14 protein-coding genes and 3 pseudogenes are annotated in these 14,583 nt (G+C 68.6%); 5 read left to right on the forward strand and 12 right to left on the reverse strand.

What is annotated here, in order from left to right; translation table 11 throughout:
* Nucleotides 1-85 precede the first annotated feature (85 nt).
* The 8 genes and pseudogenes from ABZV40_RS37245 to ABZV40_RS37280 all read right to left on the reverse strand — a co-directional run.
* Nucleotides 86-433 (reverse strand): annotated as a pseudogene (locus ABZV40_RS37245) (AMP-binding protein); the annotation flags it as partial.
* A gap of 268 nt (nucleotides 434-701) precedes the next feature.
* Nucleotides 702-1,499, reverse strand: a complete 798-nt coding sequence (locus ABZV40_RS37250; protein WP_355452995.1) for a helix-turn-helix domain-containing protein — start codon at nucleotides 1,497-1,499, stop codon at nucleotides 702-704.
* A 64-nt stretch (nucleotides 1,500-1,563) separates the two neighbouring features.
* A complete protein-coding gene (locus ABZV40_RS37255; protein WP_355452901.1) occupies nucleotides 1,564-1,719 on the reverse strand; it encodes a hypothetical protein in 156 nt (51 codons plus the stop codon).
* 396 nt (nucleotides 1,720-2,115) lie between these two features.
* Nucleotides 2,116-2,877 (reverse strand): FAD-dependent monooxygenase, encoded by a 762-nt coding sequence (locus ABZV40_RS37260; protein WP_355452904.1) that lies wholly within the window; start codon nucleotides 2,875-2,877, stop codon nucleotides 2,116-2,118.
* Nucleotides 2,878-3,001: 124 nt separating this feature from the next.
* Nucleotides 3,002-3,136 (reverse strand): hypothetical protein, encoded by a 135-nt coding sequence (locus ABZV40_RS37265; RefSeq protein ID WP_355452907.1) that lies wholly within the window; start codon nucleotides 3,134-3,136, stop codon nucleotides 3,002-3,004.
* Between the two features lie 71 nt (nucleotides 3,137-3,207).
* Nucleotides 3,208-4,077 carry an MsnO8 family LLM class oxidoreductase gene (locus ABZV40_RS37270; protein ID WP_355452998.1) on the reverse strand — a complete coding sequence of 290 codons (870 nt, stop codon included), beginning with the start codon at nucleotides 4,075-4,077 and terminating at the stop codon, nucleotides 3,208-3,210.
* Nucleotides 4,078-4,090: 13 nt separating this feature from the next.
* The gene (locus ABZV40_RS37275) at nucleotides 4,091-4,846 is read right to left on the reverse strand and encodes an SDR family oxidoreductase (RefSeq protein WP_355452910.1); all 756 of its coding nucleotides are present in this window, start codon (nucleotides 4,844-4,846) and stop codon (nucleotides 4,091-4,093) included.
* Nucleotides 4,847-4,953: 107 nt separating this feature from the next.
* Nucleotides 4,954-5,304 carry a helix-turn-helix domain-containing protein gene (locus ABZV40_RS37280; RefSeq protein ID WP_355452913.1) on the reverse strand — a complete coding sequence of 117 codons (351 nt, stop codon included), beginning with the start codon at nucleotides 5,302-5,304 and terminating at the stop codon, nucleotides 4,954-4,956.
* 192 nt (nucleotides 5,305-5,496) lie between these two features.
* Between ABZV40_RS37280 and ABZV40_RS37285 the strand changes: the two are divergent.
* Nucleotides 5,497-5,673, forward strand: a pseudogene (locus ABZV40_RS37285) (transposase domain-containing protein); the annotation flags it as partial.
* A gap of 532 nt (nucleotides 5,674-6,205) precedes the next feature.
* Complete coding sequence (locus ABZV40_RS37290) at nucleotides 6,206-9,910, forward strand: type I polyketide synthase (RefSeq protein ID WP_355452916.1); 3,705 nt, start codon at nucleotides 6,206-6,208, stop codon at nucleotides 9,908-9,910.
* On the opposite strand, the pseudogene ABZV40_RS37295 reads toward ABZV40_RS37290, so the two are convergent.
* Nucleotides 9,843-10,187: pseudogene (locus tag ABZV40_RS37295) on the reverse strand (alcohol dehydrogenase catalytic domain-containing protein); the annotation flags it as partial. The gene ABZV40_RS37290 and the pseudogene ABZV40_RS37295 overlap by 68 nt on opposite strands.
* 118 nt (nucleotides 10,188-10,305) lie before the next feature.
* Complete coding sequence (locus ABZV40_RS37300; protein ID WP_355452919.1) at nucleotides 10,306-10,746, reverse strand: nitroreductase family deazaflavin-dependent oxidoreductase; 441 nt, start codon at nucleotides 10,744-10,746, stop codon at nucleotides 10,306-10,308.
* A 72-nt stretch (nucleotides 10,747-10,818) separates the two neighbouring features.
* On the opposite strand from ABZV40_RS37300, the gene ABZV40_RS37305 reads away from it, so the two are divergent.
* On the forward strand, nucleotides 10,819-11,397 hold the full coding sequence (locus ABZV40_RS37305) for an MBL fold metallo-hydrolase (protein WP_355452922.1): 579 nt from the start codon (nucleotides 10,819-10,821) through the stop codon (nucleotides 11,395-11,397).
* A gap of 113 nt (nucleotides 11,398-11,510) precedes the next feature.
* Here the strand turns inward: ABZV40_RS37305 and ABZV40_RS37310 are convergent, their stop codons facing one another.
* Entirely contained in the window at nucleotides 11,511-12,467 is a 957-nt protein-coding gene (locus ABZV40_RS37310) for an NmrA/HSCARG family protein (protein WP_355452925.1), read from the reverse strand.
* Nucleotides 12,468-12,680: 213 nt separating this feature from the next.
* On the opposite strand from ABZV40_RS37310, the gene ABZV40_RS37315 reads away from it, so the two are divergent.
* Together ABZV40_RS37315 and ABZV40_RS37320 are read left to right on the forward strand one after the other, a co-directional pair.
* A complete protein-coding gene (locus ABZV40_RS37315) occupies nucleotides 12,681-12,968 on the forward strand; it encodes a helix-turn-helix domain-containing protein (RefSeq protein ID WP_355452929.1) in 288 nt (95 codons plus the stop codon).
* Nucleotides 12,905-13,714: a TetR-like C-terminal domain-containing protein gene (locus ABZV40_RS37320; protein WP_355452932.1), complete on the forward strand. Its 810-nt coding sequence runs from the start codon at nucleotides 12,905-12,907 to the stop codon at nucleotides 13,712-13,714. Before ABZV40_RS37315 ends, ABZV40_RS37320 begins: the two co-directional genes overlap by 64 nt.
* 123 nt (nucleotides 13,715-13,837) lie before the next feature.
* On the opposite strand, the gene ABZV40_RS37325 is transcribed toward ABZV40_RS37320, so the two are convergent.
* The gene (locus ABZV40_RS37325) at nucleotides 13,838-14,491 is read right to left on the reverse strand and encodes a TetR/AcrR family transcriptional regulator (protein WP_355452935.1); all 654 of its coding nucleotides are present in this window, start codon (nucleotides 14,489-14,491) and stop codon (nucleotides 13,838-13,840) included.
* Nucleotides 14,492-14,583: the final 92 nt, after the last annotated feature.

Below are 14,583 nucleotides of genomic sequence, written 5' to 3' on the forward strand. Positions count from 1 at the left end.
TCCACTCCCCAGGGGCGTGGCAACCCCAGATCGGTTGGTCGGCGCTGCGGGGTGAGAGCACCCTGAGGTGGTGCCGAAGTCCACGTCAGGCGTGCCGGACCGCGGCGGCTTCGCCCAGATCGAGGAGCTGCACGGATTTCTGCCGCATCTCGATCTTGCGGATCTTGCCGGTCCTGGTCATCGGGAACTCGTCGACGACCAGGACGTACCGCGGGATCTTGTGGTAGGCGAGTTTCCCGGTGGCGAAGGCCCGCAGGCTCTCGGCCGTCACCTCGCCGGCGCCGTCGCGGAGTTTGACCCACGCGCAGAGTTCTTTGCCGTACTTGAGGTCCGGGACGCCGATGACCTGGGCGTCGACGATGTCGGGGTGGGTGTGGAGGAATTCCTCGATCTCGCGGGGGTAGATGTTCTCGCCGCCGCGGATGACCATGTCGCAGCCTGGGCCGCAAGCAGGAGCGCCGCCGTCGGAGCTGGGATCGCCGTCGCGGCGGCTGTGGTGACAGACCGCCGGATCGCGCTGACCCATGGACGGCGACCTGGCCGTGGGTACGTGGGTAAGAGCGCCGCGGCAGGCCTGGATCTCGGCACCGACGATGATCCTTGCCGAGGAAGGTCGCACCGCATTCCTCAGGGCTGCGCACAGGGGCAAAGCTCTGATCGGGCGACCTCCTGGACGGAGGGCTGAGCCCAGAGCCGAGGCGTCAGGCGATGCCGCTGGGGCGACGGGAGGCGCCTGTGATCCGATGCGACGAGCTCTTCGACGTCAGGGCGGCGAGCCGGTCGAAGACGTCCTGGGCGGCCATCGCGTAGCTGAGGCCGTGGGTGGCGGCGTTGCGTTGGAAGAGGCGGAGCAGGGCCATCGTCGTGGAACTCCACACCTTGGCGTCCATCTCGTCGAGTTCTGGGTACCGCACACGCAGCGCGTCCGCGAGATGGTCCTCCCAGACGACAGTGCGGAGGATGACAGCCGCCATGAGGGCCTCGGACTGCTCAGCCATCGGAGCCAGGGCGGGGAAGAGGTCCCCGTACTCGCGACACCAGGTCACGACGGCTTCGGTGAGCGTCGGCAGCACCTCGGCCTCAGGTTGCCCCACCGTCTCGATCAACTCCATGAGACGTGCGTTCGTCTGGTCCCAGATGTCGAGGATCACGGTTTCCTTCGACGGGAAGTACCGGAAGAACGTCCGTGACGTGACCCCCGCGTGCGCCGCGATCTCGCTGACCTTCACGTCGTCGAAGCCCCGTTGGGCGAAGAGCGATCCCTCGGGCCGGCTCGGTCGTGGTCGATGTCTGCGAGCGGACGTAGCGTGCCGACGCGGTCGCTCGTGCTCCGGTGCTGCCCGTTCTCGCGGGTGTGGCTGCCGCTGGAACCCGCCAGCGGATCGGGCTCGTTCGGGTGATCGCTCCGTGATCGGCGCTATAGGAGAAGGGCCCGGCGCGCGCGTCCAGCTCCGGCATGTCGTGCGATTGCCAGCAACCTGACGGACCCACCACCGCACTCCGCGCAACGAGCACTGAGAACAGTTCGGGAAGCGCAGCGAGGTGATTTCGTCCAAACCAGACTCACGGGCTTGCCGGATCGCGATGGAACTTCTCAGGATGTGCTGCGCGGACGTACCGAACCGAGGCGCTGGCGCCGAGCCCGAACACGCGCATCAGCTGGACAGGGTCGGCGGCGTGTACTGCCTCGTCGAGGATCCGGTCGAGCGGCATCCACATGTCGGGGAAACCGGGCAGGTCGCTGGCGAGGATGACAGGGGCCGTACCTGCGCCGGTGATGAGGTCAGGCGTACCCGATGAATCCGGCCCAGGCCGCTCTACGGTCTGCGTGTGGGTCGTTGTTGAGAGCGGTCGTCTGCTGTACGGGCTGCCCAATTTCGGCGGTTGGGGACGTTCCAAACTGAAGCGGCACTTACATTGCCTTACCGTGCTGGGGTGTGTCTCACTGGCGGCAGGACGGTTCATGTGTCAACCGCAGCGGCGCTCGTGTGCTGGGCGCCGCCGGACAGGGGCTCGCCGGGATTGCCACTCCCTTCCAACTCGCTCACCACGTCGCTGCCGAACCGGTGGGTCTGTTCGACGACGCAGGCGAACAGGTCACCAGATGGCAGACTCTCATCCCCGCCGGTCGGTTCCTGATGCGCTGAACTGCCCGGCGAGGTTCGTGACCGCGGAGCCGAGCGCGTCCGGCGTGGTCATCGCGGCCACGTAGCGGTCGGGCCGGACGAGCACGACGTTGCGACCACGGGCTTGAAACCATGGGCGCAGCTGGTTGTGCACGTCTTCGACCACGATGGTGTCCGGATCGGCACACCGCTGCCGCCGCCATCGCTGGCCGGCTCGGGATTCGATGATCTTGACGATGTGCGGCTTGAAGGTTCTCACCACGGTGAGTTCGGTGTCGCTGAGCTCGGCCAGCGGATCGCACTCGAATCCGATCACTGCGAACCACGGGCCGAGAACGTCGTCGAGGCGAAGGTGCGTACCCGCGGTGGTCTCGACCGACGGTTGTACGAACATCCGGCCCACGCCGGGAGGCCGCTTGTCCGGACCTTCCGGCACCACGAAACCTCTTTGGTGGTGGGGGATCGGCTTGAACCGCATCTCGAGGATCCACCGTTTGACCGCGGGGGCGAGTGAGGCCGTGCGGAGGAACCAGTTGCGCGCGTGTGCCAGGGATCGCCGGGTAGGGCTGAGGATTCTGCCGAGCGTGGTGGACAGGTCGATCATCGCCTGTGCGTGCGGCCGGCGTTCGTGGTCATAGGTGTCGAAGAGTGAGTGATCGGCCGGGTCCTGCACGATGGCGGCGAGTTTCCAGCAGAGGTTGGTGACGTCGCGGATGCCGGTGTTCATGCCCTGCCCGGCCCACGGCGGCATGAGGTGCGCAGTCGCGCATAACTTCGACCGATGCCCCTTCCCGCACCGGTAACAACCGCGACGCGTCCGTCGAATCGGTATTTGTTCATTTCCATGGTCTCCGATAGTCCAGGCGGGTTGTCCCTCAGCCGGCGAGGGCCCGCGGGTGTCGGGGCAGCTCGACGGCGTGCGCGAGCAATTCGTAGGAGCGGATCCGATCGTGCGGCCGAACGATCATGTCCTGGAGAATGAGTTCCTTGGCGTCCGTCTCGGCCGCCATGGTCGACAGCGAGGCCAGGACCTGATCCGGGTCCCCGGACAGGCTGCCGGGCCAGGGCTTGCCGGGCTCGATCAGGCACGGCCGCGGGATTCCGCCGAGGGCGGCGATCGCCTCGTCCGGGTCCGGCAGCGGCGCTGCCCGCAGCTCTCCCGGCGTAGCCACTGGTGAAACAGGTCGGCCGGGGCTCGGAGCCGGTCTCCCTCCTCCTGGGTCGCGCCGACCGCGACTCTCATCGTGTACATGAAGTACGGTTCGGCCGGGCTCCCGGCAAGTCCGGACAGGCGGAACTGCTCCGCGAAGGTCTGGGCCGCGGCCCGCGAGGCCCTGGGATTGGCGGAGCCGGCGAAGCCGTACCGCATGCCCAACCGGCCGGCGAGGACGGCGCTCTGGGTGCTCGACCCGAGCAACCACGGCTGGGGGCGGTCGGCGACGCCGGGCAGCAAGGGGTGCCCGGCGAACGGGTGCCCGTCCGGGAAGGCGTCGTAGAGCCAGGCCAGCACCTCCGCGACCTGCTCGGCGTAATCGTCGACCGGGACGTCGGAGCGGACGCGGCGGAGTGCGAAATCGAGTGCGGGCGCGCTGCTGGCCCGGCCGATCCCGAGGTCGATGCGTCCCAGGCTCATCGCGTAGAGGACGGTGAAGGCCTCCGCGACCTTGAAAGGGCTGTAGTGGTTCAGTTGCACCACACCGGATCCCACACGGATCCGGTCGGTCAACGCCGCCGCCCGCGCCACCAGCACCTCGTGGGTGCTGGAGGCGGTGCTCGCGCTCACCCCGTGGTGCTCGGCGAACCAGATCCGCTGGTAGCCAAGGCGTTCTGCGTGCCTCGCGAGGTCGACGCTGTTCGCGAACGCTTCGACGGGACTGCCGCCGATCGGGTGTGGCTGATGTCGAGAATGGACAGCTTCATGCTTGCGGCCTTCCGCCGGTGAACGGAGCAGTTGCTTACCGGGGCTACCGCATCACCTCACCCGCGTTCACCAGGAGGGTCTGCCCGGTGATGGCGCGGGCGCGGTCGGACGCCAGGAAAACCACGGCCTCCGCGACGTCTCCCTCGGTGGCCATTTCGGGCAGTGCCATCCGCTCGGTCAGCTGGGCGAGCAGATCTCCTTCCGACTCGCGCACGAACGACTCCACTTTCGGACTCCACATCCAGCCGGGCAGCACCGAGTTCACCCGGATCCGGTGGGGGCCGAACTGCCGCGCGAGGGAGTACATGGCGGACGTCAGCGCGGCCTTGGACGCCGCGTACATCATGGGCGTATGCGCAGGGGGGTCGATTTCGGCCTGGGTGCCGATCATGACGACCGAGCCGCCGCGTGCCTTGAGGGCGGGGAGACACGCTCGGGTCATCCGCAGGGTGCCCATCAGGTTGACGTCGACGACCTGGTGCCAGGTCTCGAAGTCGGCGCCTTCCAGGCCGCCGAAGTGCCTGTCCATGGCCGCGACGTTGACCAGCGCGTCCACGGCGCCGAACCGCTCGCTCGCCAGTTCCGCCAGAGCGGCGACGTCGTCGTCCCGGGTGATGTCCGTAACCCGGTAGGCCGTCCGGGTTCCGTCCGGGTCGATGGCGGCGACGGTCTTGGCGAGGCTCGCCTCCGTGCGGGCTCCGAGCACCGCGTAGCCGCCGTCCCGGACGACAGCGGCGGCGACCTGGTGACCGAGCCCGTCTCCGACACCGGATACCACGACGACCTTCCCGTCGAGCATGACCTGTTCCTCCTCATGGGGCATTGCGGCAGAAAGCCGCTGAACTGACTATTCCTCGACCGTAAGCGCACGCTCCCATCATGGGAAGTACTGACAAAAAAGTAAGGTCACCCACGATGGTGAGTGCGTGCCCATCGGTTGAGGGCGTTGAGGGCCTCCTGCAGGCCGAGGCCTTCCTCGGTGAGCCGGTATTCGACACGGGGCGGGACGACCGGATGGGCGGTGCGTGCGACCACGCCGTCGGCCTCCAGGGCGCGCAGTTGCTGGATCAGCATTTTCTGTGTCACGGCCGGGATAAGCTTCTCGAGTTCGGAAAACCTCAGCGAGGTGTGCAGGAAGAGCTGGTGGACGATCGCCAGTTTCCAGCGTCCCTCAAGTACCCGAAGGCCGGCTTGGACGTGATCGACCACACAGGCCGCGTCGTGCGGTGAGCTTACTTTTTTGCCAGTACCTGCCATTTTGTCAGCGTACAGTGGTATCGCCGGGGTTCCACAGATCAGGGTGCGGACTAGTCCCAAGGCCGTGAAGTTAAGGGTGAGTGCGGCTGACCAGCCGGATGAAACAGGCAACGGAGTCCTTGCTGGAACGGTGTCGACCAAGATCACCAGACAGCAAGAACTCCGTTGGATACCCAGTCCGTCATCACGCGCATGATCACCGTGGCCGGGGGCCGCTTCGCCCCCGGCCATCTCGGTGAACTCACCCAACACCTGCCCTTCGGGATGGTCGACGCGGCCCTGACCGCGACCCGCACCACCCAGTCCCGGTTGCGCGACCTGCCCTCCCGGGTCTTGGTCTACCTGCTGCTGGCCGCCTGTCTGTTCCCCGACTCGGCGCCGGCAAGAAGATGACCAAGAAACACCTCATCCGCTGCCTCAAGCGCTACTTCACCCGAGAGATCTACCCCCACCTCATGGCTGACCTTGCCAACCTGCAAAACAAGCCCCAGCCGCTTGACAAACCATAGGAGCATCGTTCGGGCCGTCTATCGGCCCGAACGTGCTTTTCGCGCCAAACGCAGGGCCGGCGTCCGGGAAGACGAACGATCTCACTCGATCGGTGTGTCGTCCTGTTGTGGGGTGGACAAGCCGTGTCGGTGGCCTCGCTGTTGTCGTTGTGTTTTCCTGCCGGTGGAGCTCCGTCGAGGTGGGCTCGGTCCACGAATTTCGCGTAAGGGTGGTTTGTGTCCCTGTGTGGCGCGGTAGGGGCGTTTGAGGGGGCAGGTAGGGGTTTTTCGGTCGGGTGTATTCGGAATAGCTTTCCGGCATCGTGCTTCCGTGTTCGGCGCGGTTGTGATTTCGCTGAATTCGCAGGAGATTGTCGTGTGCGAGTTCTGGCCAGGCTCGGTGAGGTGACGTGGTGACGAACGAGGAAAAGCTCCTTGCTTACCTCAGGCGGGCAACGGCCGATCTGCGGGAGACCCGTTCGCGACTGCGCGACGCCGAACACCGCGCCCACGAGCCGGTCGCGATCGTCGGCATGAGCTGCCGGTTTCCCGGCGGCGTCACAACTCCCGACCAGCTGTGGGAACTGGTAGTCGGGGGTCGTGACGTCATCGGAGGCTTCCCCGCCGATCGCGGCTGGGACCTCGAGCACCTGCGCGGCGCCAGCGACACCCAGTCCGGCGGCTTCCTCCACGACGCCGCCGGGTTCGAGCCGTCCTTCTTCGGCATCAGCCCCAGGGAAGCGGTCGCGATGGACCCGCAGCAACGGCTGCTCCTGGAGACCTCCTGGGAGGCGATCGAGTCGGCCAGGATCGACCCGACATCGCTGCGCGGCACGAGCACCGGTGTGTTCGCCGGGGTGATCTACCACGACTACGCGGCCCGTCTGCGCCGGGTGCCCGACGACGTTGCGGGCTACGTCGGCAACGGCAGCGACGGCGCTGTCGCCACCGGACGGGTCTCCTACGCCCTCGGTCTGGAGGGACCCGCGATCAGTGTGGACACCGCCTGTTCGTCCTCGCTGATCGCGATGCACTGGGCCGTCCAGTCGCTGCGCCGCGGCGAGTGCTCGATGGCGCTTGCCGGTGGCGTCACGGTGATGTCCGCACCGAACAGCTTCGTCGAGCTCAGTCGCCAGGGCGCACTGTCACCGGACGGGCGGTGCAAGGCGTTCGGCGCGTCGGCCGACGGCACCGGTTGGGCGGAAGGCGTCGGAATGCTGCTGCTGGAACGGTTGTCCGACGCTCAGCGCAACGGGCACCGGGTGCTGGCGGTGATCCGCGGCAGCGCCAGCAACCAGGACGGCACCAGCAGCGGGCTCACCGCCCCCAACGGCCCCGCCCAGCAGCGGGTGATCCGGCAGGCGCTGGCCGACGCGGGACTGACCGCGGCCGACGTCGACGTGGTCGAGGCGCACGGCACGGGCACCACGCTGGGCGACCCGATCGAGGCACAGGCGCTGCTGGCCACCTACGGCGCGGAGCGCGATGGCCGGGAGCCGGTGTGGCTGGGCTCGATCAAGTCCAACATCGGCCACACCCAGGCGGCGGCCGGGGTGGCCGGTGTGATCAAGATGGTGCTGGCGATGCGGGCCGGTCTGCTGCCCGCGACACTGCACGCTGATCCGCCGTCATCGCACGTCGACTGGGCTCTGGGTGGCGTGCGGCTGCTCACCGGGCAGCGGCCGTGGCCGCGGACTGGTGCACCGCGCCGGGCCGCGGTCTCCTCGTTCGGGATCAGCGGTACCAACGCCCACCTGATCCTCGAACAGGCACCGGTCGTGGAGGCGGAGCCGGCCACGCGGCCGGCGGTCGCCGCCGTTCCGTGGGTGCTGTCGGCCAGGTCCGCGCCCGCACTGGCGGCACAGGCCGCGGTGCTCGCCGAGCACGTCGGTGACCAGCCGCCGCAGGACGTGGGTTATTCGCTGGCCGCGACGAGAGCGAAGCTGGAGCACCGCGCCGTCGTGGTCGGCTCAGGACGGGACGAACTGCTCGCCGGCCTCGATGCCCTCGCCGGGGACGGGGTGGCGCGCAACCTTGTTCGTGGCGTCGCCGGTGGCGACCGGCGGGTGGTGTTCGTGTTTCCCGGGCAGGGCTCGCAGTGGCCGGGGATGGCGGTGGCGCTGCTGACCGAGTCCCCGGTGTTCGCCGAATGGCTGACCCGGTGTGCCGACGCGCTGGCGCCCCACGTCGACTGGAAGCTCGACGACGTGCTGCACGGCGTGCCCGGTGCGCCTGGACTCGATCGGGTCGACGTGGTGCAGCCGGTGCTCTGGGCCGTCATGGTCGCCCTGGCCGAGCTGTGGCGTTCGTACGGCGTCGAGCCCGAGGCCGTGGTCGGGCACTCGCAGGGGGAGATCGCCGCGGCGTGCGTCGCCGGGGCGATCACCCTGTCCGACGGCGCCCGGATCGTGGCCCTGCGCAGCCAGGCGGTGCGCCGGACGCTGGCCGGCAACGGCGGCATGATGGTCGTCCCGTTGCCCGCCGACCAGGTCCGGGAGTTGCTGCTGCCGTTCGACGGAGAGATCTCGGTGGCAGCGCTGAACGGCCCCGCTACGGTGGTGGTCTCCGGTGGGACGGCGGCTCTGGAACGGCTTGCCGCACAACTCCGGGCGGACCACGTGGCCGCGCGGATGGTCAACGTCGACTACGCCGCGCACTCCGCGCAGGTCGAATCGATGCGGGAGTCGGTCCTCGCCGACCTGGCGGCGGTGCAGCCGGTGACCGGCCAGGTGCCGTTTCACTCGACGGTGACCGGCCAGCGGATCGACGGCACGGGCCTGGACGCCGAGTACTGGTACGCGAACCTGCGGCAGCCGGTGTGTTTCTCGGCCGCGGTGCGGGATCTGATCGCGCAGGGCCACGAGGCGTTCATCGAGATGAGCCCGCACGCGGTGCTGACCGTGCCGATCGAGGAGATCGTCGAGGAGGTCGGCGGCACCGCCGTCGCCGTGGGGTCGCTGCGTCGCGACAACGGCGGGCTCGACCGTCTGCACCTGTCCCTGGCGCAGGCCTATGTGCAGGGCGTCCGGGTGGACTGGGCGACGTGGCTGGCCGGGGCCGGGGCGACAACCGTGGATTTGCCGACGTATCCGTTCCAGCGTGAGCGGTTCTGGTTGGACGCGACCGACGACGTGGCCGGTGTGAGTGTCGCCGGACTGCAGTCCGCCGAGCACCCGCTGCTCGGCGCGGTCGTGGGGCTCGCCGGCTCCGGTGGCGCCGTCTTCACCGGCCGGATGTCCCTGACCACGCATCCGTGGCTCGCCGACCACGTCGCCGGCGGCGCGGTGCTGCTGCCCGGCACGGCGTTCCTGGAACTGGCGCTGCGGGCCGGAGCCGAGTTCGGCTGTCCGGCGGTGGCGGAACTGACGGTGACGACGCCACTGGTTCTGCCGCAGCACACCGCCGTCGCGGTGCAGGTGTCGGTCGGCGCGGCGGACGGGACGGGGCGCAGGCCGGTGTCCGTGCACTCCCGCCCGGTCGGCAGTGAAGTCGACGCGCCGTGGACCGGTCACGCGGTCGGCTTCCTCACCCCTGCGGCGGCAGCGCCAGAAGGTGATCTCGAGACCTGGCCGCCGGCGGATGCACGACCTGTGGACATCGGTGACCTGTACGACCGGCTGGCCGCGCAGGGGTACGGCTACGGTCCGGCCTTCCAGGGCGTGCGCGCGGCGTGGCGGCGCGGGGACGAGGTCTTCGCCGAGGTCATGCTGCCCACCGCAGCCGGTGAACCGGGCACCTTCGTCGTCCACCCGGCGCTGCTCGATGCCTCCCTGCACGCGGAACTCCTGCGGGACGACACCGACACCGCGACCCGCCTGCCGTTCATCTGGCGCGACGTGGTCTGCCACGCCGTGGGGGCCACCGAGGTTCGCGTCCGGGTGACCGCGTCCGGGCCGGACTCGATGTCGGTGTGGATCGCGGACTCCTCGGGTGCGCCGGTGTTGTCGGTGGGCTCGCTGGTGTCGCTGCCGGTCGACCAGGAGCAGCTGGGCGCGGCCAACGTCCCTCTCTACCGGACGGATCTCGTCGCGACGACGGTGGACTCACCTCGTCGGTCCACGTGGCGGGCGCGTGGGCCCAGGCCAGGAGCACGGCCAGCTCCGCAGTCGCGCCGGTGAGGGCGGCCAGCCCGAAGACCCGGTCACCGATGCTCACCCCCTGCACGCCCTCACCCATCTGGTCAACGACACCGACGGCCTCACGCCCGGGAATCGCGGGCAGGTTGATGGGGAGCACCCCGCGCGCGGCACCGGAACGCAACTTCCAGTCGATGGGATTGACGCCGGCCGCTGCGACACGGATGCGGATCTCGCCGCGCCTGGGACGGGGCTCCGGCACCTGCTCGACCACGAGGGTCTCCACACCGCCGTACTCGTGATAGCGGACTGCGCGCATGAGGTTCTGCCTTTCCACGCGGCCTGACAGGGCCGTTCGTGAGATCGGTGGGTGAAGCGGGGTGTGCGTCAGCTGCCGGGTGCCGGGGCTCGCGTGAATGCGGGCTCCGGCGCGGCGATCACTCGGGTGTGCGCGTCAGCACGAAGACCGGGATCAGGCGGTCGGTCTTCTTCTCGAAGTCGGCGTAGTGGGGTTCTGCCTCGACGGCGCGTTGCCACCACACCGCGCGCTCGTCGCCCTCGATCTCGCGGGCCACGTAGTCGTGCTTCTCCGTGCGGTCCTGCAGCTCGACGTGCGGGTGCTTGCGCAGGTTGTGGACCCACGCCGGGTTGTGCGGCGCGCCGGCGAGCGAGCCGACCACGGCGTACTGCCCGTTGTGCTCGACCCGCATCACCGGGGTCTTGCGCAGCTGGCCGGTCCTGGCACCGACCGACGTCAGGATGACCACGGGCCTGCCCATGAGGTCGACGGCCTCGGTGCCTCCGGACGCCTCGTAGGTCTCGACCTGCTTGCGGACGAAGTCGGACAGACTCGGTTCATAGTCTCCGGTCAATGGCATTACGCCAGGCTCCTGGTTCTGGGAGGGTCGCGTGACGCGTCCCGTCGCTGGTGGTCGACGCCGCCGGGGGAGGTGTCGACCCCGGAGTTCCATCTCCGGCGTGGTGGCCTCCTCGGAGGACTCGCGAGAGTCGGCGTTTCCCCGCAGGACGTCGATGTCGTGGTCAATACGCATATCCACGTCGACCATGGCGGTGGGAACACCGTCGACGCAGGCGGGGAGTGGGTTCCGGCGTTTCCCAACGCTGAGTACCTCATTCCCGCAGCGGACGACGCGCACTTCGGGCCGGGCAAGTCGGACGGGAATGGCCTGCAACCGGACGATCGCCTCATCTGTGCAGACAGCATCGCGCCCATCCACTTGGAGTCCGCGCCCGGTCACACCCCGGCTCGTCCGTGCTGCGGCTGGCCTCCGGAAACGAGCGGGCGGTCTTCGTCGGAGATGTGCTGCACAGCTCCGTGCAGATTCTCCATCCCGACTGCAGCGGTGCCACCTGCCTGGCCCCTGAACAAGCCGCCCGTACGCGTCAGCGGATCCTCCACCCGCGCAGTCGATGAGCGGAAACTGCTCGTGCCCGCACACTTCGGCGGTGCCGGTGCCGTGGAGATCCGGCGGGACAACGGCGGATTCATTCTAGGCGAATGGGCGTGAAGGCAGACGTTCCTCCCGCGCCGGCCCGGCATCTCCGTGTGGTCCGCACCCTTCAAGGCGCCCGCTGGTGGAACAGCGAACACGACGCGCGACTGAGCCATTGTCGTACTGAGTCATAGGAGTTGACTCCAGTTCTGCTCGGCAGTGGCGGCCTGCACGCGGTCCCGGTTCTGCGCCGCCCAGGTGGCGAAGGTCATCAGCTCAGGGTGAAGCTCCCGAGTGGCGGACACGTCACGCGGGCCCACAATCACGTCTTCGTACTCGGTGAAGAACTGGAACATGTTCGCCACGTCGTCGGCAAGGTAGAAGCCGGCCTCCCGGATCGACTGCACAGGGAGCGGATGGTACGTGACCGTCTGTCCCAGCACGTCCGAGAACTGCGCCGCCATCTGCGTTCCGGTCAGGTGTTCGCCGGCGATGCTGACGGTGCGGCCGAGGAACTCCTCGCGGCGCTTGAGGATGCTGAGCACCACTTTGCCGATGTCGGCGGCGGCGATACCCGACAGCCTGCTGCCGCCCATCGCCAGCGCCAGGGTCAGGGTGCCGTCCTCGTTGCGCCGCAACGGCATCACGCTGGCGAGGTTGTCCCAGAAGAAGGACGTCCGAAGGAACGTCGTGGGCACACCGATCTCGGTGAAGTAGGCGTCCGCAGACGCCTTGGCATCGATGTGCGGGACCTTGAATCCCAGAACGTCCGGGTAGCGCTCGTCATCCGCCGGGATCGTCTGGCGGGAGTCGTCGTTGGTCGACCAGATCGCGTGTCCCACGCCGGCCGCCTTTGCCGCGCGCGCCATTGCGTGAGCCTGGTCGATCTCGGCCTTCGGGTCCATCAGCTCGGCCCAGTTCGTGACGAGGAACGCGGCGTCAGCACCCTCGAAGGCCGCCCGCAGGCTCGCCTCATCCGCCAAGTCCGCCTTCACGACCTCCGTCCCGCGCTCCCGCAGCGCCTGCGCGGCCTCGGAGTCGGGGTTACGAGTAATCGCCCGCAGCGCGAACTCGCCCGCCGGGTCAGCGAGAATCGCCTGGGCGAGCCCCCCCGCCCTGTTGGCCCGTGGCGCCCACCACAGCAACGACCTTCCTAGCCGTCATCGACTTCTCCTCAGTTCCGCCGCCCGCAGGTCACCTGGGCGCCGCTATCGACTAACGGTGTTAGTCGTTCTGTTCGCTAGGCTAACACCGTTAGTTGAAGGATGTGAAGCCACATCCTCTGTTTCGCCTCTGCGGCGCCGGCCGTACGTGTGGGGACCCAGGCGGCAGATGCGGTGCACAGTGAGGAGGTGGCCATGAAGCCGCAGGTCAGACGGGTGCTCAAGGTGCGGGGCGAGGGGGAACGGCTACGGCGGGAGACCCTCGGCGCGGCGACCCGCATCCTGGAGGAGACGGGACGCGAGGACGCGCTCTCCCTGCGAGTAGTGGCCCGCGAGGTCGGCATCTCCGCGCCCAGTGTCTATCTGCATTTCAAGGACAAGACCGAACTGATCACCACAGTGCTCGCCGCCGCCTACCGATGCTGGCCGCAGCGATGGGCGCGGCCGGCGACGCGGCCGGCGTCGACCCGTGGGAACGGATAGGGGTCACCACCGCCGCCTGCCGCAGATTCGCCATCGACAAGCCCCGCCGGTACCGGCTGATGTTCAGCCTGGAACACGAACCCGAGCGCCAGCCCTTCGCCGACACCCCTCTCGGCACCGTGCTCCAGGCATGGACCCACGCCGCGGACACCTACCTCGCGGCGATCGCGCCCGCCCGTCGATCGGAAGCGGAGACCGTCGGCATCCATCTGTGGACCGCCTTGCACGGCCAGCTGGTCCTAATGACACACCCTGTCCGGTCACCACACCAGCAGCGAAGCAGAGGGTTCGTTCACCGATTCGGCATCCATGCCGGCCGCGTAGAAGTCCACAAGGGACAGACGCACGCGATCACCTTCGCGCTCGACGATGCGAGCCGCCCGTTCCTCACCGAGAACGAGCAACGCTGGCGGTTCTGCGCCCCGGAACTCCGCAGACGCCTGTCCGGCCTGCAGGCGACGGCCAGCGTCGCCGAGCGGGTGCAGGCCGCTCTGTGCGAAACACTTCCCGCCGGCGGAACCTCCATGACCGAGGTTGCCCGTCACCTCGCCGTCAGCAGTCGCACCCTGCAACGACAACCGAAGCTCGAAGGAGCCAGCTTCCCAGGAAATCCTCGCCACGACCCGCGAAGACCTGGTCCGCCACCACCTCGGCAACAGCACCATGCGCATCGCCGAAATCGCCTACCTGCTCATGCGGTCCATCGGATTGCGAGACGCTGTTCGACGTCGCGAGTGATCAGGTAACGCACCCGGATCCTCGGCGGAGTCGTCGACGAGGGCAGGCATGTCGCGTGAGGTGCGGCGATGACTTTCGAGCCGCGCGTGCACCCTGGTCCGCCTCCGGGAGTGGGGAGCCATCCTGGCCTGTCACTGGGCGGGGCTCGGAGCCTCCGGTACCGGGAGCAGGCGTCGCAGCAAGGACTCCTCCAGCTCGATCAGGATGGTTTCGTTGCCGGCGGCGGCACTTGGCAGGGTGTGCCACAGGACGAGCTGGCCGTGCAGGGCGGTCCACAGGTGGACACCCAGGTCCTGCGCTTCCGACCGGCGGCTGGGGACCACTTCGGCGAGGTAGGCGTCAGTCGTGTCGGTCCACGCCTGGAGCATGGTGTCGATGGGGTGGCCGGTGGCCGGTGGCCGGTCGGGCTCGTACTCCAGGCTGAACATCAGCCGGTAGCGGCGGGGCTTGTCGATGGCGAACCTGCGGTAGGCGGTGACGATGGCCCGCACGCGTTCCCGCGGGTCCGCGCCTGCCGCGGCGGCCGCCTCGCCCGCCTCGCTCATCGCGACGGCCAGCGCTCGGTAGGTGGCTTCGAGGACAGTGGTCACCAGGTCGGCCTTGCTCTTGAAGTGCCGGTAGACGCTGGGTGCGGCAATGCCGACCTCGCGGGCGACCCCGCGAAGGGAGAGCGCGTCCTCCCGCCCCGTCTCCTCCAGGATGCGGGTCGCCGCGCCGAGGATCTCCTGCCGCAACCGCTCGCCTTCGCCCCGCGCATTGGGGACCCGTTTGACCTGCGACTTCATCGCCTCCTCCTCGCTGCCCGCAGCAGCCTACGGCCCTCGGCACACCCCTGCCTTCAACGGTCGGCGCTTCGTCCCAGCCGACCCAGGGCTTC

This window comes from Lentzea sp. NPDC004782, from assembly GCF_040609115.1.
Taxonomy (GTDB): Bacteria; Actinomycetota; Actinomycetes; order Mycobacteriales; family Pseudonocardiaceae; genus Lentzea.